The sequence below is a fragment of the Halomonas sp. HP20-15 genome (assembly GCF_033446685.1).
In the GTDB taxonomy this organism is placed as follows: Bacteria; Pseudomonadota; Gammaproteobacteria; order Pseudomonadales; family Halomonadaceae; genus Modicisalibacter.
The window spans coordinates 146736-172404 of sequence record NZ_JAWQLY010000005.1 but is presented as its reverse complement, the minus strand read 5'-3'; the positions used below and the strand labels follow the sequence as shown (position 1 = coordinate 172404).

Sequence of the window (25669 nt, the reverse complement as noted above, 5' to 3'; positions counted from 1 at the left end):
TTATATCAGGAGTATTTGCGTTGCTTAACGATAGACTTGAGTATAACCGAATAAGCGAAGTTGGGGAAATTCTGCCGGCTCAAAAAGGCATTCAGTTCCCGAGCTTAAATATTTTGAATTTATATACACTTATATTTGTAATATCTAATATATATGTATGGGAAGATGTGGCCGGCCTATATTGGGCAAAACATATAGTAACGATAGTAGCTGCTTCCCTATATATATTTTTAGGAGCAATTGCAGGGCGGAGTGTGGCTAGAGAAACAATGCCTATTTATCTATTTTGGATGCTTGGCTTTGCGCTATATCTATTCTTTGCGTTTAATGTCGTGGGCGCACTACAATATTTTGTTTTTTTTGTTTTTGTCTGTTGCATAAGTGATTCGTTGAAATCCTATAGGGCAAGTGGTGCTTTATTATTGAGCATCATGTTGCTACCTGTAGTAGTCGATGTGTTATTGAATGGAGCAGGCTTCTTGTATAATACATATTATGGCAGGCCCAGGTTGTTACTAGGCATTCAGCACCCTAAAGAGACTGGTAACATAATATCTTCCTTGCTTCTTTTATATGTATTCTTTGGTAAGCAAAAAAGCATGATTGGCTACTTGATAATATGCTTTGCCGTATTCTTTCTATTATATTTGGTTCAGTCTAGGAACTCATTGCTCTTCGTGGCTTTGTTTTTTTCACTCAATGTGTCATTAAAATATTTGGGTGTGGCGACATCGCTGGTTTTTTATTTTATTGTGTTGTGGTTCGTCCCCTTTTTTGTTAGTGGATTCTATTACGATCAAATTAATAGTATTAGTAGTTTTAGGCTTGATAACTGGAGTTCAATATTGGAGAGTTACTCGGGTTTTTGGGGAGCCCTCGGTCGAGGAGACTTGGAATTAAGGTATGAGATGGTGCGAGTTGATAATTATTTTGTCAGTCTGTTCGTGGAGACGGGCATCATCGGGATCTGCTGGGTTTTTAGCCTCTTTGTAGTTTGTTGTTACTATTTAGGGGCTTATAAAGTGAATGGCTGGTTCGTTCTTCCTTTGGTCCCAGCGTTGTATACACAGGCGTCTCTTGATGCCGGCCTGTTTTCAACAGGGAATATACTCAATGTAGTGTGCTGGGCAATTATACTTTATGGCATTCAAAAGAATCACTTTGACCGTAGCCAGCAGCTGCATGGCAGGGAGGGAGTTGATGATATACATTGATGGTATTGTTTTTAGCTTACAGCAGCACGGGGGCATTTCTGTTTACTTTCATGAACTCTATAGCCGGCTAGTCGCTGCCAATGCCAAAGCTAAGTTGTTAATACATGAGAAAAGCGAACTTAACGTCACTCTCTCGAGTTTGGATAACAAGCAAGGGCTAGTCCAGAAAAAGAGTAGACCATTGGAGCGCTACATGCGTAGTGATGTGGACAGCGACTGCGTTTTCCACTCCAGCTACTATCGCATTCCTTCCTTGACTGTGCCAACAGTCACGACCGTGCATGATTTTACTTACGAAAAACTTGTTAGTGGGCCGCGGAAATGGGTTCATGTTTGGCAAAAAAACGAATCTATAAAAAAAAGCGACGTTGTCATTTGTATTTCTAATAACACGGCTAAAGACCTAATGCAATACTGCAAGGTCGAAGAAAGTAAAATTGAGATAGTCTATAACGGCGTGTCAGAGTGCTATCGACCATTATCAGATTATGATCTTACTACCGAGCAAGTTTTATTTGTAGGCAGCCGGACGGGGCATAAGAATTTTAAAATTGCCGCGCAGGCAGTCAGTCAGTGCTCCTTTCTTGAGCTGACAGTAATAGGTGGGGGAGGCTTTACAAAGAGAGAGAAGGCCTTTTTGGATGAAATAATGCCTGGTCGTTATCGACACATGGGGCATTTGAGTAATAAGCAGTTGAACTATATGTATAACTCCAGTTACTGTCTATTATATCCGTCCAGTTATGAAGGTTTCGGCATACCCATCATCGAGGCAATGCGAGCCGGGTGTCCCGTGATAGCTATCAATGCTTCTTCCATTCCCGAGGTGGCTGGAGAAGCAGCCTTACTTGTAGAGCGCCCGGATATCAGGCTTTTAGCGGATGCACTGAAAAATTTGAAGATTGGAAGGGAGCGCGAGCGGCTCGTGCGCGCGGGACTAGAGCAAGCTAATAAATTCTCATGGCAAAAGTGTTTTGAAGAAACCTATAGAATTTATGAGCGTCTACAATGATGGCTGAGGGATCAGTTTGATGGCTAAAAAAGTTGCACTCATTACAGGCGTAACGGGACAAGATGGTTCCTATCTCGCTGAACTCCTTCTCGACAAGGGCTACGAAGTACATGGTATAAAACGCCGTGCTTCACTTTTCAACACCCAGCGCGTTGACCACATCTACCAAGACCCTCATGCTGAACCTAAGCGTTTCGCCCTGCATTATGGTGATCTTACCGACTCTTCAAACCTGATAGGACTTATAAAACAAATCCAACCCGATGAGATTTACAATCTTGCGGCACAATCTCACGTGGCGGTCAGTTTCGAAGCGCCAGAATACACGGCTGATGTCGATGCATTGGGGACCTTGCGTATTTTGGAAGCAATTCGTTTGTTGGGTCTGGAGAGAAAAACGCGATTCTATCAGGCATCCACATCCGAGCTTTTTGGAGAGGTGCAAGAAACGCCTCAGCGTGAAACTACTCCCTTTTATCCTCGTTCACCCTATGCTGTGGCTAAACTCTACGCATACTGGATCACGATTAATTACCGCGAGTCATATGGAATCTACGCTTGTAACGGAATACTTTTCAACCATGAGTCACCGCGCCGCGGAGAGACATTCGTCACACGCAAGATAACTCGTGGCCTTGCTAACATTGCCCAAGGGCTCGAGAACTGCCTGTATATGGGCAATATGGATGCGATGAGAGATTGGGGGCATGCCAAGGATTACGTGCGCATGCAGTGGTTGATGCTTCAGCAAGAGGCCCCAGAAGATTTTGTCATTGCAACGGGTAAGCAGATATCAGTACGTGATTTTATCCGAATGAGTGCGGCCGAACTTGGCATCGTGCTGCGTTTCGTAGGTAAGGGGGTTGATGAAAGAGCGATCGTGGAACATGTCCACGGAGCCAAAGCGCCTTTCTTGCAGCCTGGACAAGTCATCATCCGTGTGGACCCTCGCTACTTCAGACCGGCGGAGGTCCAAACTCTTCTAGGCGATCCTCGGAAAGCCAAGCTGAAACTGGGTTGGGAGCCTAAAATAACCCTACGAAGTATGTGCGAGGAAATGATGGCTGAGGACCTTAAGGCTGCTCAACGCTTTGCCTTGCTCAAGGAACATGGATTCGAGATACCCGTGGCAGTGGAGGGATGAATAATGCCAGATCAGAATGTATTCATTGCTGGCCACCAAGGAATGGTGGGAAGTGCCATCTTAAGTTGTTTGAAAAAACGAGAGTATACTAATCTAATTGTTGCCGAAAGATCTCAACTTGATTTGACCAATCAGAGCCAGGTTCAAGCGTTCATCGGGGATCTTAAGATAGATCAGATATATCTGGCGGCTGCCAAAGTAGGTGGGATACTGGCTAATAATTCTTACCCAGCAGAATTTATATATAACAATATCATGATCGAAGCCAATATCATTGCTGCGGCTCAAGCATCGAATGTACCTAAGCTGCTATTTTTAGGATCGTCGTGTATTTACCCGAAGTTTGCTAAGCAACCCATGGCTGAAGAGGCTCTCTTGGGCGGTCCGTTGGAGTCAACCAATGAACCTTATGCTATCGCGAAAATAGCCGGGATAAAATTATGCGAAAGCTACAATAGGCAATATGGGCTTGATTACCGTAGCGTAATGCCAACTAACCTATACGGTCCGGGCGATAATTTTGGTCTTGAGAATTCTCACGTTATTCCGGCGCTGCTGCGTCGATTCGATGCAGCAAAGCTGAGTGGAGAGAAAGAAATTGTCATTTGGGGTAGCGGCAAGCAAATGCGGGAATTCCTGCATGTGAACGATATGGCAGATGCCTGTGTGCATGTTATGGAACTCGACCGGGATATCCTTGCTCAATATACTCAGCCCATGCTTTCACATATCAATATCGGTAGTGGGACTGACTGCACCATTAGAGAACTGGCCGAGACGATTGCGCGTGTCGTCGGCTTTCAAGGAAAGCTGGTTTTCGATAGCAGTAAGCCCGATGGGGCACCCAGGAAGTTACTGGACATAAAACGGCTCCAGGCCATTGGTTGGCGCGCGAACATTACTTTAGAGGATGGCTTGCGTACAACCTATCAATGGTTCCTGGAAAATCGGCAGAGCTTACGAACATAGTTTTATACTGGGCGGCATAGCACATCTACACATACAGAATTAACCAACAAGGTGGATCTATGATTACACCCGTTATTTTGGCTGGAGGAAATGGCTCAAGGCTATGGCCACTATCCAGACAACTGAGGCCCAAGCAGTTTCTGTCGCTCTTCGGTGAGGCAAGCATGCTGCAGGAATCCTTGCAGCGCCTGATAGGACTGCGGTGCCGTCCTCCGATAGTCATTTGCAATGAAGAACATCGGTTTTTGGTCGCGGACCAGTTACGCCAAGCGAATATAGGTGATGCTTGTATCATACTAGAGCCTGAAGGTCGAAATACCGCTCCAGCTATCGCCCTGGCAGCACTTCGTGCTATGGAAGACAATCCTGAATCAGTATTGTTGGTGCTAGCTGCCGACCACCTAATCGAGGATGTTGCCGAGTTTCATAAGAGCATCGAAAGTGCTCGCTTGTTGGCTGTTCAAGGAGAATTGGTGACCTTCGGGATAGTCGCCGATCATGCTGAAACAGGGTACGGCTATATACAACGCGGCCCTACTGATAATGAAGGCGGCTACCGCGTCAAGCGCTTCGTGGAAAAACCTGATAAAGCGACAGCCGAAGACTACCTGGCGACCGGTGACTATTACTGGAATAGCGGTATGTTCATGTTTCAGGCGCAGTGTTACTTAGATGAGCTTGAATCTTTTGAACCTGAAATCGTTCACGCCTGCCGTGCCGCGATAAAAGGTGCGCGCCGGGATCTAGATTTTGTGCGACTGGATCAAGAGGCTTTCAAACGCTGTCCGGGAAATTCGATTGATTATGCGGTCATGGAGCGCACTCAGCGTGCCTGCATGGTTCCGCTAGATGCCGGATGGAGCGATGTCGGTTCCTGGTCAGCGTTGTGGCAGATAGGTGAGCAGGACAATTGGGGCAATGTTACCCATGGCGATGCGATGTACCACGAGTCTCACAACCTACTGGTACATTCCGAAAATCGCCTGGTAGCTGCGGTAGGTGTTGATGACTTGGTTATCGTGGAGACCAAGGATGCGGTCCTTGTGGCACACAAAGACCATGTCCAAGATGTCAAAAAGATAGTCGAGCAGCTAAAGCGAGAAAATCGCAGTGAGTTCATGAACCATAGAGAAGTCTACCGCCCTTGGGGGGTATATGATTGCATCGATCACGGTGAGCGTTATCAAGTTAAGCGTATTACCGTGAAACCCGGGGCAAAACTCTCTGTACAAATGCATCATCATCGCTCCGAACATTGGGTAGTGGTTTCAGGCAGTGCCCAGGTCACAGTAGCTGACAAGACTTATCTGGTATCCGAGAACGAATCGACCTATATTCCTATTGGCCAAGTACATGCGCTAGAAAACCCAGGTAAAATTCCACTCGAACTTATCGAAGTGCAGTCGGGATCTTATCTTGGTGAAGATGATATTGTCCGCCTGGACGATCGTTATGGACGCTGTCAATGAAAGAGTTAAAAATATCTATAATTACTGCTAGCTATAATAGTCAAAGAACAATTGGCGATGCTATCGCAAGCCTCAAGCGGCAAGATTGGTCAGCAGTAGAGCATATAGTAATCGACGGCTTGTCCACAGATGCTACGGTCGCTATAGCACGAGATGCGTTAACGACAAGAGATATCCTGGTTTCAGAAAAGGATCAGGGAATATTCGATGCTTTGAATAAGGGGTTGTCCAGAGCCAGCGGTGATATTGTGGGATTCTTGAACTCGGATGATCTGCTTGCTGACGACAGGGTGCTGAGTCGGGTCGCATCCTGCTTCGAGGATCCAGATGTTGGCGCAGTCTATGGCGATCTGCAATATGTCAGCGCCGACAATTTAAGCAAGGTCATTCGCTATTGGCGTTCAGGGCCTTTCAGTCATCATAAAGTCAAGCGTGGCTGGATGCCCCCTCATCCCACTTTCTATATGCGACGCGAACTTTATCAGTTGTTGGGCGGATTTGATGATAGTTATCGAATTGCTGGCGATTACGAAGCATTGCTTCGCTATCTGTGCTACGAAGATATGCGTGTTGCATATCTTCCGCAAGTGCTTGTAAAGATGCGTCTGGGAGGGGCCAGTAACGGTACTCTGAAGGCCATTTTAAATAAGACGCGTGAGGATTTTCGGGCTATGCAAAAGAACGGCATAAATCCTTTTGTTGCCTTGCCCTACAAGAATTTATCTAAGCTACCCCAGTTTTTTTGAGGCTTACGCATTCCGCTTTAATCTATTTGTGACTTGGCCAGGCAGCTCTTTCCGTACTTGCTCATATAGCTTCGCTATTTTGTTATTTGTAAGCTAAAGCTCTAATGCGGCGTTAGAAATAAAATCCTTAATGGAAGTCGATCTACATGCTGAATACTCCCTTTTCGTCTTGGCCCTGTTTCACCGAACAGGAAGCCGATGCCGTGCGTCGCGTCTTGCTTTCCAATCAAGTCAACTACTGGACAGGTTCGGAGGGCCGCGCTTTCGAACGAGAATTCGCGCAGGCTGTCGATAGCGAGTTCGCGATTGCCGTTGCAAATGGCACGACAGCGCTTGATTTGGCGCTAAAGGGGCTCGGCATCGGCGTCGGCGATGAAGTTCTGGTAACCTCGAGGACCTTCCTTGCTTCGGTGTCTAGCATTGTTCTCGCTGGTGCAACGCCGGTATTCGTCGATATCGATCGGGACACGCAAAACATTTCTCCACGTGCCGTCCTGGAGGCCATTACCCCGAAGACCCGGGCTATCATAGCCGTCCATCTGGCGGGCTGGCCTTGCGACATGGATGCCCTAATGACGCTTGCCACGCAGCATGCTTTGGCAGTCATCGAGGATTGTGCCCAGGCGCATGGTGCGCGGATCCGGGGCAGGAGCGTCGGATCGCTTGGCCATGTGGGTTGCTGGTCATTCTGCCAGGACAAGATAATGACTACCGGGGGAGAGGGGGGCATGGTCACGACCAACGATCTCAATCTCTGGAAGCGTATGTGGGCCTATAAGGATCATGGAAAGAGTTGGGATGCAGTATATGAGCGTGACCACCCCCCGGGTTTTCGTTGGCTACATGAGAGCTTCGGCACCAACTGGCGTTTGACCGAGATGCAGTCGGCGATTGGCCGAATACAGTTGGGCCGCTTGCCGGGTTGGACACTACAGCGTCAGGCGAATGCGCAGCGCATTTGGGACTGTGCAATTCGATGCCAGGGGCTACGTGTGCCCCGCGTGCCCCAGGATGTCGAGCACGCGGCGTATAAGTGCTATGTCTTTGTTGAACCCGAGTTGCTCGATCCCGCATGGAACCGGGATCGTATCGTCGACGAAATCAACGCCCGGGGCGTGCCTTGCTTCTCTGGCTCATGTTCAGAGGTCTACCGGGAAAAAGCCTTCGATGGCACGGGATGGAGACCACTGACACCGTTGCCGGTTGCTAGAGAGTTGGGAGAAACCAGCATGATGTTTCTGGTGCATCCCACGTTGACTAGGGATGAGCTTACCAAGACTTGCACTGTACTTGAGCAGGTAATGCACCTGGCAACGAATCAGGATTCTTTGATGGCAGCTGCTACTGGCGGTCAGTAGCGACCGATGACGGACAGAGCGACTTTTCTTTTAACGGGCCTGCCAGTTTTCTTACCCTCTTTTGGTCATTAGAGGTTTTAATTTCGTTGCTTGTTTTTTTAATACCCAAATTTATCTGTATTAATTTTGACTAGCTAAAATATAGCAGGCCGATCATGGCTGTGTCGCTAGGTTTCTGAGAGAAATTCTGTTTTTGAATTGCCGGCGACTACCGCTTATTCGGTAACTAATTGAGCGTGTAGAGTCTCGGTTCTTGTGTAACCATGTGTAGTTGTTGGGGGGTGTTTCGTAACTGTGGCTTAAGTGAAATTAATAAAATTCTCTCTAATTGATGTTGAGGCCTTGCTAGAGGTCTCCGGGCGGTAGCGTGGTCTGAATTAGTTAGTTTAATAAACCGCCTAAATATTACTGATAGCCAGCGACTTCGGTTGTCGTTATTCAGCATTACGCAGTTTCTACGCATTTGTTGCATTCAAGGGCTATGAAATGGATCTGTACGGCAAAAAAATACTGGTTACAGGGGCCGATGGCTTTATCGGGTCACACCTCACCGAAACGCTGGTCCGTGCAGGCCACGACGTTCGAGCCTTCGTCATGTACAACTCCTTCAATAGCTGGGGATGGCTCGATACGGCGCCTGAGGAAACCCGCAGCCAACTGGAGGTCGTCGCCGGGGATATCCGGGACCCTAACGGAGTCCGCAAGGCCGTCCAAGGCTGTGACATCGTTCTTCACCTGGCAGCCTTGATAGCGATTCCTTACTCATACCACTCCCCCGACACGTATATTGATACCAATATAAAGGGAACCTTGAACATCATTCAGGCTGCTCGCGATCTGAATGTCGAGAAGGTGGTGCATACTTCGACCAGCGAAGTATACGGTACGGCACGCCAAGTGCCGATTACCGAAGAGCACCCGCTCTTTGGTCAATCGCCTTACTCCGCATCGAAGATCGGTGCCGACCAGATGGCCTTGTCCTTCCATCGCTCCTTCGATACGCCGATAGCGGTAATACGACCTTTCAATACCTATGGGCCCAGGCAATCGGCGCGAGCGGTTATACCCACCATCATTTCCCAGATAGCGGCGGGAAAAGAGCAGATCCATCTCGGCTCACTTCATCCAACACGGGATTTCAATTATGTCGACGACACCGTTTCCGGTTTCGTGCGTGTAGCCGAGTGTGATGAAGCCATCGGGGAAGTCATCAACGTGGGAAGCGGATTCGAGATAAGTATCGGCGATACGGTGGGTATGATTGCGGACCTGATGGGCCGTCAAATAACGATTACCACCGACGAAGAACGCTTGCGGCCTTCGGCCAGTGAAGTCGAGCGACTCTGGGCATGTACCGAAAAAGCCGGCAGGCTGCTGGGTCATCATGCCGAGTTTGGAGGGGTCGAGGGGCTACGTCGTGGTCTTGAACATACCATCGCCTGGTTCAGCGATGCTGATAACCTGTCACGCTACAAGACCAATATTTACAATATCTAGTAAATAACCGGATTTATATGACCGACTTTTGCATCGTTGGCGGCGGGGGGCACGCTCGAGTGTTGATCACCTGTCTATTATCTTTGCGTCATAAGGTACGCGGTTATATCGCTCCCAGGGAAGAGGATGGCATGCCGGTGGCTTATCTAGGGTCGGACCAAGATTATCTCACCATGAAAGAGGATGCGATTGGTACGACTGCGCTAATGGGGTTAGGCAAAACCTCTATCAGTACGTCTCGCTTAACACTGATGAATAGTTACCAGGTCGTTGGCTTCAACTTTCCGCCACTTTATGCCCGAACCGCTACCGTGCATGACGACGTTATCAGTGGCAATGGCAGCGTTGTGCTGGATGGAGCCGTGCTGATTACCGGAAGTCGCTTGGGGCGCGCCTGCATTATCAATACCCACGCGACGGTGGATCACGATTGCGTATTGGGTGATGACGTGCATGTAGCCCCCGGCGCAACGCTGAGCGGTGGGGTACGAATCGGCGATCACTGCATGATCGGCACCGGTGCCAATTTGATCCACTCGGTAAAAGTCTGCCCCGGGGTCTTGATCGGTGCCGGTGCAACAGTGATTGGGGATATCAACGAGCCCGGCGTGTATGTCGGTACCCCGGCAAGGAGAATCGCATGAAGGAATCAGCCGCTACCTTTGTAATCGCCGAGGCGGGCGTCAATCATAATGGCTCGGTGGTGCAAGCACTGCAATTAATCGACAAGGCCCTTGAGTGCGGTGCCGATGCCATAAAGTTTCAGACTTTCAAGGCTGATCGCCTGGCTACCCGTGGTGCTGAAACGGCGCGTTATCAGCGAAAGGCGCATTCTCCGGTCGAGACGCAATATGAGTTGCTAAAGAAGCTCGAGCTCACCGAAGAGGAATTTCACCGACTACATGGGTATTGCCGCGAGCGTGGCATCGAGTTTCTTTCCAGCCCCTTCGATGAGCTCAGCGCTGATTTTCTAAACGAGTTGGGCATGCGCGTCTTCAAGATACCTTCAGGCGAAATTACCAATAGACCCTTGCTCGAAAGGATCGCCGCTTACGGCAAGCCGATCATTCTTTCCACCGGCATGTGCTGGTTGGAAGAGGTGGCAGCGGCGGTAAGAGGACTGGAAAACGCTGGAGCGCTGGATGTCACGCTTTTGCACTGCGTCACCGAATATCCAGCGCCTTATGCGGAAATCAATCTCTCGGCGATGCAGACCCTGCGGCGAGCCTTCGGTACCAAGGTCGGTTACTCGGATCACACGGCAGGGATCGAGATGGCGATAGCTGCCGTGGCCATGGGCGCCCAGGTCATAGAAAAGCACTTCACGCTCGATACGACGCTGGATGGTCCAGATCACGCATCTTCCCTGGACCCCCAGGGCTTTGGTGCGATGGTCGAGGCGATTCGCCATGTCGAGCTTGCCCATGGCGATGGACTAAAGCGCCCTGCTCCCTGCGAAATACAGAACATGCAGGTCGTTCGCAAAAGCATCGCCGTAGGCCGGGATATTGCCGCCGGCGAGAGGCTGACGCGTGCCGACCTGACCATCAAACGCCCCGGCTCGGGACTGTCCCCGGCCTTGCTCGAGGCCGTAGTGGGTAGACATGCAGCTCGCGCCATCCGCAGCGACGAGCTCCTCGACTGGAAGGATCTGGCATGATGCGTCGTCGAATCTGGGTGCTGACCACGACCCGCGCGGATTACGGGCTATTGTACTGGCTTCTGCGCGAAATCGAGGGGGACCCCGAGCTGGAGTTGATGCTGGCGGTTACCGGAACGCACCTCTCCGCTGAGTTCGGCTCTACGGTTCGGGAAATCGAGAAGGATGGCTTTACGGTTCGTCGGCGGATGGAAATTCTGCTGTCCTCGGATAGCCGACTTGCGATGACCAAGGCGATGGGATTGGCGCTACTCGCCAGTGGCGATGCCTTGGCGGAAGATCGACCGGATATCGTGGTAGTACTGGGCGATCGCTTCGAAATCGTGCCCGTGGCCCTGGCCGCCGTCGTGCAGGGCATTCCGGTTGCACACCTGCATGGCGGTGAGACCAGCCAGGGCGCCCTGGACGAATACTTCCGCCACGCGGTGACCAAGCTCGCCACCTTTCATTTTCCGGCGACCGAGGTCTACCGGCGGCGCATCCTGCAAATGGGCGAGCTATCCGATGCCACCTTCAATTACGGTGCTCCGGGGCTGGATCATATCTATCGTGGTGAATTGCTCGATCGGCAGGCGCTGACCGAGGCTCTCGGAAGACCTCTGATTCGTCCCACGGCACTGATCACCTATCACCCGGTAACCGGGGAGATCGAAGGGTCATCGGCGGCTTCGTTGGCAGCGCTACTCGAAGCGCTGGATGCATTCGATGGGCTGGATGTTGTCTTTACCAAGGCCAACGCCGATAGCCAGGGGCGCTCGATCAATGCGCACCTGGCCGAATGGTGCAGGCAGCGCTCTCATCGGGCCCAGCTTCACGACAATCTGGGACAGCGCGTCTATCTCAGTTGCCTGCGCCATCTCGACGTCATGATCGGCAACTCATCCAGCGGATTGCTGGAGGCCCCTTCGTTCGAACTACCCGTCGTCAACATAGGAACGCGGCAGGAAGGACGCCTGGCGGCTGTCAATGTGATTAGCGTCGACAATGACTTCGAGGCGATCCGCGCCGGCATCGAGCAAGCGCTGAGCGCAGCCTTCCGCGAGTCGCTGAAAGGCCTGAAAAACCCGTACGACCGTTACGCGGATGGCACGGCGTCGCACCGGATCAAGGAAAGACTCAAGAAGATCCCCCTGGATCACCCCCTGAAAAAGCGATTCGTCAGTGCGCCCTTCGCCGAGAGCGCCTGCGAGGAGGCCGTATGTTCGAAAACCTTATGACCAGCCCTCAGCGCAATGTGCTGGACGCACTTCATCAGTTGGAAGAGACCCGGCGCAAGGTACTTTTCGTCACCGACGAAGACGGCCAGTTACTGGGTACGCTGACGGACGGGGACGTGCGTCGCTGGATACTCGGCGGGGGAGATCTGGGCGGACAGGTCGGCCAGGTGTGTAATACCTCGCCCTATGTGGTCAAGGCCGGGGAAGACAGGGACGTCATCAAGCAGGCCATGCAGCGGCTGCAGATCACCGCGGCCCCGGTCATCGACGATCAGGGCCGCGTCATTGATGCTCATTTCTGGGAAACGCTGTGCGCAGACGAGATAGAGAGCCATCAGCGTACGCTTCAGAATTTGCCCGTCATCGTCATGGCGGGAGGCAAGGGTAGCCGGTTGGCGCCATTCACGAACGTGTTACCCAAGCCACTGATACCCGTCGGTGAGAAAACGGCCATAGAGGTCATACTCGATTCATTCGTCGAATATGGCGTCGATCAGTTCTATCTTTCGGTGAATTACAAATCGAAGATGATAAAGGCCTATTTCGATGAACTGGAGCCTAACTATCGCGTCGACTACATCTACGAGGATAAACCGTTGGGCACCGGTGGCAGCCTGTGTGCCTTGAATGGAAAAGTGTCCGGCGATGTCATCGTTACCAATTGCGACGTCATTATAAAGGCGGACTATCATGCCATGGTCGAGCACCACCGTCGGGAAGAAAACGACATTACAGTAGTCGTTTCCATGCGCTCATATGATATTCCCTACGGCATTTGCGATATAGTAGATAATGGCCAACTCTGTGCTATGCGTGAAAAGCCACATTACGATTTCATGGTGAATACTGGCCTATATATCCTGCGCTCCTCGGTGATTTCATTGATTCCAGAAAACGAATTCTACCATTTAACGCAACTAATAGATGAGGTGCGAAGCCGTGGCGGTCGGGTCGGAGTATACCCGATTAGTGAAAAAGCCTGGCTGGATACGGGTGAATGGCGGCAATACTGTGAAACTATTTCGCAAATAAAATCGGCTTGATAGTTTAGTTAATCTTGATAGTTATGGTTAATAAAACTATTGCTTATCTATTTATATTCGAGTAAATCCATGGTCGGTGAAAAAAGAGTTATAGCTATCATTCCTGCCCGTGGCGGCAGTAAGTCAGTTCCCGGCAAAAATATACGTGATCTCGGCGGTCGACCCTTGATCGACTGGACAATACGGATGGCTCTTGACGTTGAGGTCATAGATAGAGTCATAGTCTCCACCGATGATCATGAAATCGCCAATGTAGCCGGGCTCTGTGGCGCAGAAGTCATGTGGCGTCCCTCGCCGCTCGCCACCGACACGTCCCGCGTGCTCGACACGGTCGTAGACTTGGCGGAGCGCCTAAAGGCCGAGGGAGAGCGCGCGCCTTATGGATTATTGCTCGAACCAACTAGTCCATTTCGAAGACCAGAATTCATCCACCAATGCCTGAAGCGTCTCGCTGAAGGCTTGGACTCTGTGGCGACGTTCAAACCTGCTGAACTCAATCCCCATCGAGCCTGGAAGCTCTCTCAAGGAGAGCTCCAAACCTTTATCGAAGGGGCTATACCTTGGCTGCCCCGGCAGGCCTTGCCGGAGGCTTATCAACTCAGTGGCGATGTTTACGCCTTTCGTCTCGACCGTTTACATGCAAGCTGTGAGGCATTGCTCTTCGGTCGCATGGGGGCAGTAGTGGTCGACGGTCGCTGGTCGCTGGATATCGACACACTTGAAGATTTCATGATTGCCGAATACTTGGTGAAAGGAATTGATCATGAACAGATCACTGCATGACTTGTTCGACCTGTCAGGCCGCACGGCGCTGATTAGCGGCGGTGCCGGCTATCTGGGGATGGCCATGGGCGAAGCCTTGGCTGAGCTAGGGGCCAGTGTGGTGGTGGCGAGCCGCGATGGCGATTCTTGTGTCCATGCCGCGCAACGGCTCCGCGAAAGCTTTCCTGAAGGCGAGCATCGTGGTGTCGCGCTGGACGTTACCGACATCGATTCGGTCAAGGCATGCGTTGATCGAATCGGCAGCGAGTGTGGCGGGCTAGATATTCTGGTGAACAATGCCTGGTCAGGGCGCAAGAATAGCTGGCAAAGCATCGATGAAGAGGACTGGTACTACGACGTGGATATCAGCCTCAATGCCGTGTTTCGCATGGTTAAGAACTTTCATCCCCTGATCAAGGAGCATCGAGGTTGTATCGTCAACATCGCCTCGATGTACGGCCATATAGCACCCGACTACCGCTTATACGCCGGGACCGACCATGCCAACCCTCCTAGTTACGGTGCTGCCAAGGCCGGCGTGCTGCAATTTACCCGTTATCTCGCCAGCTTTCTTTCCCCCGACGCAATCCGTGTCAATGCGATAAGCCCGGGCGCTTTCCCACATGCCGTGACTCAGGACAACGAGAGCTTCATGCAACGTCTCAAGGATAAGGCTCCGCTAGGACGCTTGGGTGAGCCCGACGAACTAAAGGGGGCGGTCGCGTTGCTGGCAAGCGATGCCGGCAGTTACATGACTGGGCAAAATCTTTGCGTCGATGGCGGCTGGGCCATCTGGTAATCGGCTTGGCAGGAGTTCATGTCTGAATTCCTTAAGGGGCAGTTCATGGCTATAAATGTAGGGATCCTCGGGCATAGCCCGGGTAACGGCCATCCGTTTTCTTACTCGTCAATCATTAACGGCTATTCGGATGCCGGTCTGCGCGAAGCCGGCTGGCCGGTCATCTACGACTATGTACGCCGGCGGCACGCCTCCGACTTCGGGGTCGAGGGGCTGCGTGTCACCTGCGCCTGGACCCAGGATGCGGCGGTGACCCAGGCCCTGTGCCGGGCCGCGAATATCGCCACCGCCGTGGCCAGCCCCAGCGAGATGCTCGGCCAGGTCGATGCGGTGATCATCGCCCGCGACGACGCCGCGTCGCATCGCAGGTTGGCCGAGCCGTTTCTCGAAGCCGGCATTCCGGTGTTCATCGACAAACCTCTGACGCTCGACACCGTCGAGCTCGATTATTTCAGGCCCTTTCTCGAGACGGGCAAGCTGATGTCCTGTTCGAGCATGCGGTACGCCTGGGAGCTCGATGTCATCAAGGCTGGCATCGCCGATTACGGGCAACTGCATGTGTTGCGCGGAACCATCGTCAACGACTGGGCCCGCTATGGCGTCCACATGCTGGATGCGATCTTTCCGCTGGTACAGGCCCGCCCGGTTGCCATTCGCGCACTCGCGAGCCGCCATCAGTCACTGGCGATCACGATGGACGACGGAACGCTTGTCACCGTCGATGCGCTGGGTGATGCACCGCCGATCTTTCGCGTCGATGTCCTCGGCTCCCGCTGCCACAGCCAGCATGACATTACCGACAATTTCTCGATGTTCCGGCGTTTACTCAGCGAGTTCGCCGCGATGGTCGAATTCGGGCGTCCGAGCGAGTCCGCTGAAACGACCGTTTGGGTGCTCAAGACATTGATTGCCGGCAACCGTGCTCTGCAGACCAACCAGGAGGTGTCGATCGATGACGCTCAGCTACAGGCGGTTGTTTGATCTGGAGGGCAAGGTTGCCGTCGTCACCGGTGGTCTGGGTATTCTCGGCCAGCATTTCTGTCGCGCCCTGGCCGAATTCGGCGCCAGCGTCGCAATCGCCGATCTCGACGGCGAAGCGGCCGACGAGCTGGCCCGCCGAATCGCCGACGAGTACCGAGTCGACTGCATCGGCCTGGAGTGCGACGTGGCCAGCGAGGCATCCGTCGAAACCCTGGTAGCACGCACCGTTGCATACTTCGGAAGGATCGACATCCTGCACAACAACGCCGCCAGCAAATCGGACGATCTTCAGGCCTTCTTCGCGCCAGCCGAGACCTACGCGCTCGAAGAATGGCGCAAGATCATGGCCGTCAATCTGGACGGCGTCTTCATGGTGTCGCGTGCGATCGGACGACAAATGATCGCCCAGGGTAGCGGTGGCAGCATCATCCATACCGGCTCGATCTACGGCCAGCTGGGCTGCGATCCATCGATCTACCGGGGTTCGGAATACCTGGGAGTGGCGATCAATACGCCGCCGGTCTATGCCGCCTCGAAGGCGGGCGTGGCGGGCCTGGCGCGTTATCTGGCAACGCTCTGGGCGAGCCACGGGATACGCGTCAATACGCTGATCCCCGGCGGCGTGGCAAGCGGCCAGAACGCGGAATTTCAGCGCCGCTACTCCGCTCGGGTGCCCATGCAGCGCATGGGGCGTCCCGAAGAGCTGACGGGGGCGCTCATCTACCTGGCTTCGGATGCCTCGCGCTACGTAACCGGGCAGGAATTGAACGTGGATGGCGGTCTCAGTGCCTGGTGAGGGGCGAACACAAGGAACAAGCACAATGACCGACTCGTTGCTGATCGTGATGTATCACTATGTCCGTCCGATAGCCGGATCGCGCTACCCGACGCTCAAGGGGCTGGAACTGGACAACTTCCGCGGTCAACTGGACTTCCTCGAGCAGCATTACCGGATCGTACGCACGCAGGATGTGATAGCCGCGATGCGCGGCGAAGGGGACTTGCCCAGCAGGGCCGCCCTGTTGACGTTCGACGACGGCTATATGGATCATTACGACCATGTCCTCCCGGAACTCGTGGCGCGGGGCATGCAGGGGAGTTTCTTTCCGCCCGCCTGCGCGGTTCTCGACGGCCGTGTCCTCGACGTCAACAAGATCCATTTCGTCCTTGCCAGCGGGGTCGATCCACGCCAACTGGTCTGTGAGATATTCGCGCTGCTGGACGTTCATCGTGTCCGCCATGACCTGAAACCCAACGCCGACTATTACCGGCTTTATTCGAATGAAAGCCGCTATGACACGCCGGACGTGACCTTCATCAAGCGCATTTTGCAAAAAGGGCTGCCCCAGGCGCTGCGCAGCGAAATCGTCGATCAATTATTCCAGCGCTTTGTCACGGCCGACGAAAAGGGTTTCGCCGAGTCGCTGTACATGGGCAAGGCGCAATTGCGCGAGCTCCATGATGCGGGCATGTGCATCGGTAGCCACGGCGACCAGCATCGCTGGTTGAACACGCTGTCTCCCGTCGAACAGCGCCAGGAAATCGAGCGCAGCCTGGACTTCTTAGGCGAGCTGGGCGTACCCACGCAGGATTGGGTGATGTGCTATCCGTACGGCGGTTACAACGCTTCGCTGCTGGAAATCCTCAGGGAGAAGCAGTGCGCCATGGGTTTGACCGTCGAGGTGGGCCTGGCCGATCTCTCGCGAAATGATCCCTTATCGCTGCCCCGGCTGGACACCAACGATGTGCCGTTCAGCGCTGCGGCGGGGCTGGATGCATTCCAGTGGGCCGCTACGTCAGTCGCAATGCCTGAACCTGAAGAGGGTGCGTGAATGTACGACATGCTGAAACTGCTGGCGGACCTGACGCCGCTCAATCGCGTGGTCTGTTCCAGCGATTACGACGCCACCATCGCTTATATGCAGGACATTCTGGCGTTTCGCGAGCACAGCTACCCCGCGAGCGACAACTATAACGGCTGGGCGATCCCGCCCAAGTGGGATGTGGTGGCGGCGCGTATCGATTACCGGGGCGAGACGATCTACGACGGCCTGCATCATCCGCTGGCGGTAATGGCGCTGTCGGAATCGTTTTCCGGCACCGTCACACGCGAGGAGCTACGCCGTCACCTGCATTTCGATCATCGCTATCCGGACGCGATCCCATTCCATTTCCGCCAGCTATTCCGCAGTTGGGAGCGCGATTGGGGGTTCTGCGTCCCGCGTCGTTTCTACGATGATCTGGAAGAGGGCGACTATCAGGTCGTCATCGAGACCCGGGAAGAGCCCGGCACGCTGCGTGTGCTCGACTATACGCTTGAAGGCCGTTCTGAAGAGACGATCGTTTTCGGGGCCAACCTGGATCATCCCGGCGTGGCCAATGATGGTCTCTCGGGCGTGGCGGTGGGGGTCGCGTTGTTCGATGTGCTGCGCAAGCGCTCTCAGCCGCTCAACTTCAGCTATCGCCTGGTGCTGGCACCGGGAATCATCGGCAACGAATATTACCTGGGGCGCTTGCCCACCGAGGAGCGGGAGCGCCTCTTGGAAGGCGTCATGCTGGAAATGCTGGGTTCACCCACGGAACTGGCGCTGCAGTTCTCGCGGCATCAGCAAGCCAACATCGAACTCGCGCTTGCCGACGCTCTGGAGCGCTCGGGATACCGGCACCACACCGGTGAGTTCGAAAGCGTGCTGCTCAATGACGAATATATCTGGGAAGCCTACGGCATCCCCATGGCCTCGTTGTCGCGCTATCCCTATCCCGAATATCACACCGACCGGGACAGCTTCGAGCTGATGGACAAGGCGTGCCTGGAGGAGGCGGTGACGACGCTGCTGGCGGCGGTCGAGATCCTGGAGACAAGCGCCGTGGTTCGCAAACGCTTTTCGGGGAACATCTGCCTTTCCCATCCGCGATACGACCTTTACGTCGACCCCGGGCAGGTGGCCTTCGGCGATGCCCCTGATGAGCAACGCCGCCGCCTGCGGTTGCTCATGGATACCATTCCAACGCTATCCCGGCCTACCAGCATGAATCTGCTGGCCAGAAAGGTCGGACTGCCGCTGGCGCTGGTCGAAGACTACCTCGCCAAGTGGCAGAAGCACGACCTGATCGAGGTCTTCTAGCTCGATAGACGCTCGTCTCTCGTCACAAGGGTAAAGCGAAGCTCAACACGCCGGACGGCACGGTCGCGATTCGTGGTTCGCACTGTAACGCAGCAAGCGCCGGGTGTGGGCGTTTGACACGCCATGCCGGTCCAGGATTCAAGTTTTTCCCTATCACCGTGCTGATGGCTTATACAGCAGGGAGGCACAATGTTGGCGCATATCAAGAAGCATCTAAATCACTCGGCTACGGGATGGAGCCCGACGGCAGGGAGTCTCGGCAGTCCCATGCAGGTCGAGACGCTGCAGGATGAATGGCTGGATCAGCAACGCCGCCATGTGCGTCCCTTGGAGCGGCTCTTCTTGCACCCGGGCGTGCATCTCGTCATGGGGTGGGCGGTAGCCGTAGTCGTTCCGGCACTGCTGATGTGGGGTTGGGGGTTCTGGGAGGGGATGAGCGTCGAGCAATGGCTGGGTGCTGGACTAGCGTCGCTGAGTTACCTGGTCGCGGGGCTGGCCGTACAGCGCCTTTCCCGGCTACCGGAGGTCAAGGCCGCCGTATTGATCGTCCCCGGCCTGACGCTTTGCTATGGCCTGTCTGCAGCGGGGCTTGCACTGCTTCGCATCGACTTTGACGGCAACTACGTACTGGTCAGCTTTATTCTGGCCAGCGCCGCTGGCTGGATGAGCTGCCACATGCTGGCGCAGGCTGGAAAACCGCTGATCGCCATCGTGCCCTTCGGTCGTGCCAGCGCACTGTGCCAGCAGCCGGGGGCGGGCTGGTGCCTGCTCGATGTGCCCAACCTGAACCGTGTGCGCGTCGATGCGGTGGTAGCCGACATGCAGGCGGACTTGAGCGATGCCTGGAAGCGCTTCCTGGGACAGTGCACGATTCATCGCATCCCCGTCTATACGCCGAGCCGGGCGCTCGAGCTCATCAGTGGCAAGGTCGCCCTCGACCAGCTGCCCGACGAGGTCCGTCACGGTAGCCTCTCTCCCCACGAAGGCTACGAGGTCGTCAAGCGAGGGTTGGATATCCTGTCGGTACTGGCAATCATGCCACTGGCACTGCCGCTCATGGCACTCACCTCGCTTGCCATCCGCCTGGACAGTCCCGGCCCGGCTATCTTCAAACAGCGTCGTATGGGGCTCTGCTGCCGGCAGTTCACGGTCTACAAATTCCGCAGCATGTACACCGACCGTGTAGGGCGTGGGTTCACCGAAGCGGGCGTAGATCCTCGCGTGACTCGGGTGGGTAAAGTGATCCGCAAGTATCGCCTCGACGAGCTTCCACAGTTGTTCAACGTGCTGAAGGGCGACATGAGCTTGATCGGGCCGCGCCCCGAGTCGATGGAACTCACCGAGTGGTACGGTAAGGACGTTCCCTTCTTCCACTACCGCCACGTCGTTCGTCCCGGCATTTCCGGCTGGGCGCAGGTGATGCAGGGTTACGCCGCCGATGTCGATGGAATGATCGAAAAGCTGGAATACGATTTTTACTACATCAAGCATGTTTCCTTCTGGCTCGATTTATTGATTGTAATGCGCACGATCAAGACGCTACTGACGGGGTTTGGCTCGCGCTAGATGGCGTGATCCCGGCACTTGCAATACAGAGATAACTACCTGGGATCTTGTTTTTCTGAAGATAAAATCATTCCAGCTTCTGCCTAGGTCGTCGATATTATGATTAAGAGCCTCGCTGAACTTTATTCGCTGTTGACAGACGAACAGCGCAAGAAACTCCTTAAGTTGCAAATCCTCGTTACCCTGATGGCTTTTGCAGAGATCGTCGGCGTGGTTTCGATAGGCCCCTTCATGGCGCTGGTCGGTGACATGAGCCGGCTCCAAGGCGAGGGGCTGATAGCCGATATCTATCGTGCGACCGGGGCCGGCTCGCCGACGAGCTTTCTGCTGTGGGTGGGTGTCGGCGTGCTTTTGATGCTGACCCTCGCGGCGCTTATATCGATGGTTACCATCTGGCGGCTGTCTCTCTACGGTGCACGAGTGGGTGTGGAGTTGGGCAATCGTCTTTTCAAGCATTACATGTATCAACCTTGGACTTTTCACGCTGCTGGTAATACCAGCCAGCTGACCAACAAGATCACCCAGGAATGTCAGCGCATCACCTTGAGCGTCATCAACCCGTTAATGCTGATGAACGCCAAGCTGGTGATGGCGATCTTCATGCTGATGGCGATATTCATCTACAACCCACTGGTGGCGATAGTGGGACTCGTGGTTTTCATCGTGGCTTACCTGTTGCTTTACGCGACGGTTCGTCGTCGGCTGATCGCCAATGGCACGGCTATTTCGGAAGCCCAGACCCAGCGTTACAAACTGATCATAGAGGGTTTTGGCGGCATCAAGGATGCACTGGTGCTTGGCCGTCAGCGAATATTCACTCGGCGCTTTTCCGAGGCCAGTGGCTATTTTGCCGATGCCCAGGGGGTCAATCAGGCGCTCAGCCAGGCTCCGCGCTATGCCATGGAACTGGTCGCGTTCGGTAGCGTCATCTTTCTCGTGCTCTATCTGCTGGCGACCTACCAGGGCAACCTCGGCAGTATTCTGCCGGTGCTGTCCGTGTATGCCCTGGCGGGCTTCAAGCTATTACCGGCCTTCCAGCAGGTGTATTCCAGCGTATCGCAAATCCGTGGCGCACTGGCCGCGTTCGACACCCTGCGCGACGACTTGCGGGCGAGTGTGGCAGGGGTCAACGAAGATAACGACGTCCCCGTCGATGTGGGACGCTGGGTTCCGCAGCACTCCATTGCGATGCAGGATATCGTCTTCACCTACCCCAATAAGCAGGATCCGGCCTTGGACGGGCTTACCCTGGAGATACCCGCCAATCGCGTCATTGGCCTGGTCGGCGCCTCGGGATCCGGCAAGTCGACCACGATCGACATGCTGCTGGGGTTGATCAAGCCCAGCACGGGCAGGCTGTTGATTGACGGCCAGCCGCTCGAGAAGGGTGATATGCGCGCCTGGCAGAACACACTGGGGTTTGTGCCCCAGCACATCTTCCTGACCGACGCGACGATCCGCGAAAATATCGCCTTCGGCCTACCGCCAGAGTCTATTGACGACGTTCGGGTGTGCCGAGCGGCCAGCATGGCGCATCTGGATGGGCTTTTGAACGAACTACCCGAGGGTATCCATACCCGGGTGGGCGAGCGAGGCGTGCAGCTCTCCGGCGGTCAGCGCCAGCGCATCGGTATCGCTCGAGCTCTCTATAGTGACGCCGAGGTTCTGGTCCTGGACGAGGCCACCAGTGCACTGGACGGCATTACCGAGAAGTTGGTAATGGATGCGGTCCATGACTTCTCGGGCAAGAAGACCACCATCATCATTGCCCACCGGCTGGCCACGGTTAAGCAGTGCGATTGTATCTATCTTATCGATCAAGGTCGCGTCGTCGATGCCGGCCGCTACGAAGAGCTGCTGTTGCGCAATGACATCTTCAAGCGAATGGCCGCACATGCATGACGGGTCACGGGGAAGTAGATCCGTGCCGATGGCTGAGCGAGAGAAAGGGACGTTGCCGACATGAACTTGATCGTAACGCGACACGACGATCGGTTTCTTCGCGGTGCCACCAGGCCTTCTGCATCGCTTGGAGGAAGTCCCGGGGGAGTCTGGTCGGCCATCAATACTTTTCTGGTCGGCGGCTTCGTCGCCCTGTTGATCGTCTGGTATTGGGGGTTCGCCGTCCTGCCACTGGCGGCTTTACTTGCGGCATCGGTGGGGTTCCTCGCGACGCTCGGCCGCTGCCAAGCCCGGCTGGACCGTGAGGATGGCCTTCTGCTGCTGGCGCTGCTGGTCTTTGCTGGCGTTTGGCTTGTCGATGTGCTGCGTAGCGGCGTCTGGCCGCAGCCACTAGGCGGCGATGGTCGATGGTTGCCGCTATGGCCGGCACTGGCTGCGGGGCTACTGGTCTGGCTGCGGTGCCATACACCGAGCGCGCGCGGTTGGCTGTTGGGCCTGTTGACGGCCACCCTTGGTGCGGGTGCTATCGCTTGTTACGAACGCGGCTGGATCGGGCTGGCGCGTGCCGACAATTCAATGAATGCCATCCCCTTCGGTAATCTGGCGTTGTTGTTAGGCGCCCTGTCGCTGATTGCCATGCTCGGGCGGCTGGGAAGCAGCCGAAGACGGGCGCGCTGGCTGACCGTAATGCTCGGCGTCGCGGCCTGTTCGGGGTTTGTCGCTTCGTTACTGTCTGGCACGCGAGGCGGCTGGGTTGCCTTGCCGCTGCTGTTCTGGCTGATCTACCGCAGCTTCAAGCCATTCTTGCCCATGCGGCATGTACGGGGGCCGTTCATAATATTGGGCACGTTGCTGATCCTGGTGGTTTGTCTGCCACAGACCGGTGTCGCTGCTCGGCTGGTTTTGGCCGTGGATGACGTTCAGCGCTATTACATGGCGGGGGAGACCGCTACTTCGCTGGGATTGCGCCTGGAAATGTGGCGTGGCGGACTCGCGCTGTTCGCCGACAGGCCCGTTACCGGGTGGGGAGAGGACAGGCTCGAGGCGGCGCGCGATGCACGTATCGTGACCGGTGAACTGGATCGTGGTGTCAGTGACTACGACCAGTTGCAAAGTGATTTCATCGATACGGCCGCTCGCCGCGGCATGCTGGGAGTGCTCAGCCTGGCGGGGCTGTATGGCGTGCCCTTGCTATTGTTCTCCCGCCATCTACGGTCTGCCAAACGGGCTTGGCAACGCACGCTGGCGCTTTCCGGCATCGTGATCGTCGTGGCCTTCATCGATTTCGGTCTCAGTCAGTCGTTGCTACGTGATTCACGCGGGCTGGCCGGTTATCTGGGGTTGTGCACGATCTGCTGGACATTGCTGAAAGCGCAGGCTGCTCCGTTTGGCGTCGAGAGCCGCGGTGTCGATTCCGTCGTTCGCGCGCCGACCTCATAGCCTCGAAGCTTCATAACCTTGAAACAGCGGCGTCGATCCGTTCGGAGAATCGCATGGACTCGTCACGGAGGATGCTCGTGCTCCGCACACTGGGAGCCGGGGCGGCATTGGTCGCGGCAGAGCCGGTGTTGGAGCGCGAGGCTCGGGCCCATGCAACCGGGAACGGTGCACGCTTACCGGGCAGCCCGGAGACCGATATGGCCCTCTCGTCGGCTAGCGTCACGACATCTTTAGGGCAACGTACGCTCGCCGAGGCCTTGGAAGAGCGAATCATCGACATCGCTAGCGTCGAGCGGATGCGCACGCTTGAGCCCCGGCGTTTAGAGAACGGCCAGGCGGTGGCCGTAAAGGGCTTTCACGACGACTCGATGGTGGGCGGAGGGATCTTTCATTGGGATGCCGATAGTCATCGGGCCGAGGATGGCGGGACGTGCTTTAGCGCGCATTCGGCATCGAGAGGACGCTGGGTGAGGCGTCTATCGGGCCCCCCTCAAGCCGACTGGTTCGGGGCGCGATACGACGGGCGCGACGATACGCCGGCCATCGATGCCTGCCTGGTGGTTTTCGGCGCCTGTCATCTGCCCGCGGGTCGTATCGTCGTCTCGGGCCTGGACATCGAGGGTCGTCAATTGATAGGCAGTGGCGCCGGTGCCACGATACTGAGCGGCAAGGGAGATCTGCTGATCAATTGCGGTAACGGCAGTCTCGTCAAGGATCTAAGCATCGAGAACGCGCCCGGCTCACTCGGCAAGCTGGTCACCGCCAAGCAACCCGGCGCCATCGCCAAGGCTTTCTTCGAACGTGTCTTCTTTGGTCGGGCCAATTACCACATCTTCAGCGATGCGCAGTGGCTGGTTCACTGGAGTCTCAAGGATTGTTGGTTCAATGCGGCCGCTATCGTCTCGCGCCAGTTCCGTGGCGTCTCGGTGCATTGTGAAGACCATTGTTACACCTGGTATTGCCGGCGTGGCTTCTATGCGCAGTACGGCTATGACGTGTCGTTTCCGCAGAGCGTCTTCGAATACAACGAAGGCATCGCCGTCGAGTTCGACGTGTCCGATCCCGATGTAGTCTTCCTGCTAGGAGTCAACTTCACCAACGCCTACTTCGAAGCCAACTGCCAGGCCGAACCCGGTCCCGATATTCGCATAACCACCGGCACGGACGCCTCCTACGCGCGCAACATTTACGTGGTCAACACCATCCACCAGTTGCCATCTCAGGACATCACGGTGGAATTCAATGCACCCCGGGGCGTCATTTCTCCGGTGTCGGTAGGGGGCGGCTGGCGAATGGCCTACACATCCATGGGCAACGTCAGCGTCGTCGATGCGACAACCCGGCCCGGGGACACGATCGGCGACCCCGGGACTACCCTGGTCAACAAGTGGCGCAGCGAGGGAGCGCTGGCCGGGTCGGGCTACATTCACAAGACGATGTCGATCGAGCCCGGACGATCCCACCGGGTCACCATCACCACGGCCCCGAGCTGCGGCGGGAATGAATACGCCATTCAGGAGTTCGTCGTCAGCCGCGATCCGGCTGGCGGATACCACGTCGTGAAGACAGCCGAGCAGCGTAACGCCCGGATAGGCTGCGTCATCGAAGTCGGGGCTGACCGGGACTATACGATCCGCAATATGGACGGCATGCAGCGAAGTTTTGCCCCCGTCATCGTGATCGAAGATATCTGAGAGCCGTCGCGATCATGACGGACCTCGTCGGGACAAAGGCTTGTCTTGCTACAGGAGGGCGTATCGTGCTG

At 55.0% G+C, this 25669-nt stretch carries 22 protein-coding genes; all 22 read left to right on the top strand.

The features are described from left to right. Nucleotides 1–20 precede the first annotated feature (20 nt). The 22 genes from R6258_RS08900 (at nucleotide 21) to R6258_RS08795 (ending at nucleotide 25598) form a co-directional block, all read left to right on the top strand. The gene (locus R6258_RS08900) at nucleotides 21–1214 is read left to right on the top strand and encodes a hypothetical protein (protein ID WP_318449316.1); all 1194 of its coding nucleotides are present in this window, start codon (nucleotides 21–23) and stop codon (nucleotides 1212–1214) included. After that, nucleotides 1201–2226 (top strand): glycosyltransferase family 1 protein, encoded by a 1026-nt coding sequence (locus R6258_RS08895; RefSeq protein WP_318449315.1) that lies wholly within the window; start codon nucleotides 1201–1203, stop codon nucleotides 2224–2226. Before R6258_RS08900 ends, R6258_RS08895 begins: the two co-directional genes overlap by 14 nt. A 19-nt stretch (nucleotides 2227–2245) precedes the next feature. Next, nucleotides 2246–3370, top strand: a complete 1125-nt coding sequence (gene gmd, locus R6258_RS08890) for a GDP-mannose 4,6-dehydratase (RefSeq protein ID WP_318449314.1) — start codon at nucleotides 2246–2248, stop codon at nucleotides 3368–3370. Between the two features lie 3 nt (nucleotides 3371–3373). Then, the gene (fcl, locus tag R6258_RS08885) at nucleotides 3374–4339 is read left to right on the top strand and encodes a GDP-L-fucose synthase (RefSeq protein ID WP_318449313.1); all 966 of its coding nucleotides are present in this window, start codon (nucleotides 3374–3376) and stop codon (nucleotides 4337–4339) included. A gap of 59 nt (nucleotides 4340–4398) precedes the next feature. After that, nucleotides 4399–5808: a mannose-1-phosphate guanylyltransferase/mannose-6-phosphate isomerase gene (locus R6258_RS08880; protein WP_318449312.1), complete on the top strand. Its 1410-nt coding sequence runs from the start codon at nucleotides 4399–4401 to the stop codon at nucleotides 5806–5808. Beyond that, complete coding sequence (locus R6258_RS08875; protein WP_318449311.1) at nucleotides 5805–6554, top strand: glycosyltransferase family 2 protein; 750 nt, start codon at nucleotides 5805–5807, stop codon at nucleotides 6552–6554. Before R6258_RS08880 ends, R6258_RS08875 begins: the two co-directional genes overlap by 4 nt. Nucleotides 6555–6700: 146 nt before the next feature. Then, entirely contained in the window at nucleotides 6701–7912 is a 1212-nt protein-coding gene (locus tag R6258_RS08870) for a DegT/DnrJ/EryC1/StrS aminotransferase family protein (protein ID WP_318449310.1), read from the top strand. Between the two features lie 486 nt (nucleotides 7913–8398). Then, the gene (locus R6258_RS08865) at nucleotides 8399–9409 is read left to right on the top strand and encodes an NAD-dependent 4,6-dehydratase LegB (RefSeq protein ID WP_318449309.1); all 1011 of its coding nucleotides are present in this window, start codon (nucleotides 8399–8401) and stop codon (nucleotides 9407–9409) included. A 17-nt stretch (nucleotides 9410–9426) separates the two neighbouring features. Then, on the top strand, nucleotides 9427–10053 hold the full coding sequence (locus R6258_RS08860; protein ID WP_318449308.1) for a NeuD/PglB/VioB family sugar acetyltransferase: 627 nt from the start codon (nucleotides 9427–9429) through the stop codon (nucleotides 10051–10053). Then, complete coding sequence (gene neuB / locus R6258_RS08855) at nucleotides 10050–11069, top strand: N-acetylneuraminate synthase (protein ID WP_318449307.1); 1020 nt, start codon at nucleotides 10050–10052, stop codon at nucleotides 11067–11069. Before R6258_RS08860 ends, neuB begins: the two co-directional genes overlap by 4 nt. A gap of 17 nt (nucleotides 11070–11086) precedes the next feature. Continuing rightward, nucleotides 11087–12286 (top strand): UDP-N-acetylglucosamine 2-epimerase, encoded by a 1200-nt coding sequence (neuC, locus tag R6258_RS08850; RefSeq protein ID WP_318449306.1) that lies wholly within the window; start codon nucleotides 11087–11089, stop codon nucleotides 12284–12286. After that, nucleotides 12268–13329, top strand: a complete 1062-nt coding sequence (locus R6258_RS08845) for a nucleotidyltransferase family protein (protein ID WP_318449305.1) — start codon at nucleotides 12268–12270, stop codon at nucleotides 13327–13329. The genes neuC and R6258_RS08845 overlap by 19 nt, the downstream gene beginning before the upstream one ends. A 69-nt stretch (nucleotides 13330–13398) precedes the next feature. Beyond that, nucleotides 13399–14112 carry an acylneuraminate cytidylyltransferase family protein gene (locus tag R6258_RS08840; RefSeq protein ID WP_318449304.1) on the top strand — a complete coding sequence of 238 codons (714 nt, stop codon included), beginning with the start codon at nucleotides 13399–13401 and terminating at the stop codon, nucleotides 14110–14112. Next, nucleotides 14093–14890, top strand: a complete 798-nt coding sequence (locus tag R6258_RS08835) for an SDR family NAD(P)-dependent oxidoreductase (RefSeq protein ID WP_318449303.1) — start codon at nucleotides 14093–14095, stop codon at nucleotides 14888–14890. Before R6258_RS08840 ends, R6258_RS08835 begins: the two co-directional genes overlap by 20 nt. 45 nt (nucleotides 14891–14935) lie before the next feature. After that, a complete protein-coding gene (locus tag R6258_RS08830) occupies nucleotides 14936–15871 on the top strand; it encodes a Gfo/Idh/MocA family oxidoreductase (RefSeq protein ID WP_318449302.1) in 936 nt (311 codons plus the stop codon). Then, entirely contained in the window at nucleotides 15843–16667 is an 825-nt protein-coding gene (locus R6258_RS08825) for an SDR family oxidoreductase (protein WP_318449301.1), read from the top strand. The genes R6258_RS08830 and R6258_RS08825 overlap by 29 nt, the downstream gene beginning before the upstream one ends. A gap of 25 nt (nucleotides 16668–16692) precedes the next feature. Beyond that, the gene (locus tag R6258_RS08820; protein ID WP_318449300.1) at nucleotides 16693–17703 is read left to right on the top strand and encodes a polysaccharide deacetylase family protein; all 1011 of its coding nucleotides are present in this window, start codon (nucleotides 16693–16695) and stop codon (nucleotides 17701–17703) included. After that, nucleotides 17704–18996, top strand: coding sequence for a DUF4910 domain-containing protein (locus R6258_RS08815; protein ID WP_318449299.1), 1293 nt, complete (start codon nucleotides 17704–17706; stop codon nucleotides 18994–18996). A gap of 267 nt (nucleotides 18997–19263) precedes the next feature. Further along, nucleotides 19264–20562: an exopolysaccharide biosynthesis polyprenyl glycosylphosphotransferase gene (locus tag R6258_RS08810; protein WP_318449298.1), complete on the top strand. Its 1299-nt coding sequence runs from the start codon at nucleotides 19264–19266 to the stop codon at nucleotides 20560–20562. 99 nt (nucleotides 20563–20661) lie between these two features. Further along, nucleotides 20662–22464: an ABC transporter ATP-binding protein gene (locus tag R6258_RS08805; RefSeq protein ID WP_318449297.1), complete on the top strand. Its 1803-nt coding sequence runs from the start codon at nucleotides 20662–20664 to the stop codon at nucleotides 22462–22464. A gap of 60 nt (nucleotides 22465–22524) precedes the next feature. After that, nucleotides 22525–23904, top strand: a complete 1380-nt coding sequence (locus R6258_RS08800; RefSeq protein WP_318449296.1) for an O-antigen ligase family protein — start codon at nucleotides 22525–22527, stop codon at nucleotides 23902–23904. Nucleotides 23905–23981: 77 nt separating this feature from the next. Then, nucleotides 23982–25598 carry a hypothetical protein gene (locus tag R6258_RS08795; protein ID WP_318449295.1) on the top strand — a complete coding sequence of 539 codons (1617 nt, stop codon included), beginning with the start codon at nucleotides 23982–23984 and terminating at the stop codon, nucleotides 25596–25598. Nucleotides 25599–25669: the final 71 nt, after the last annotated feature.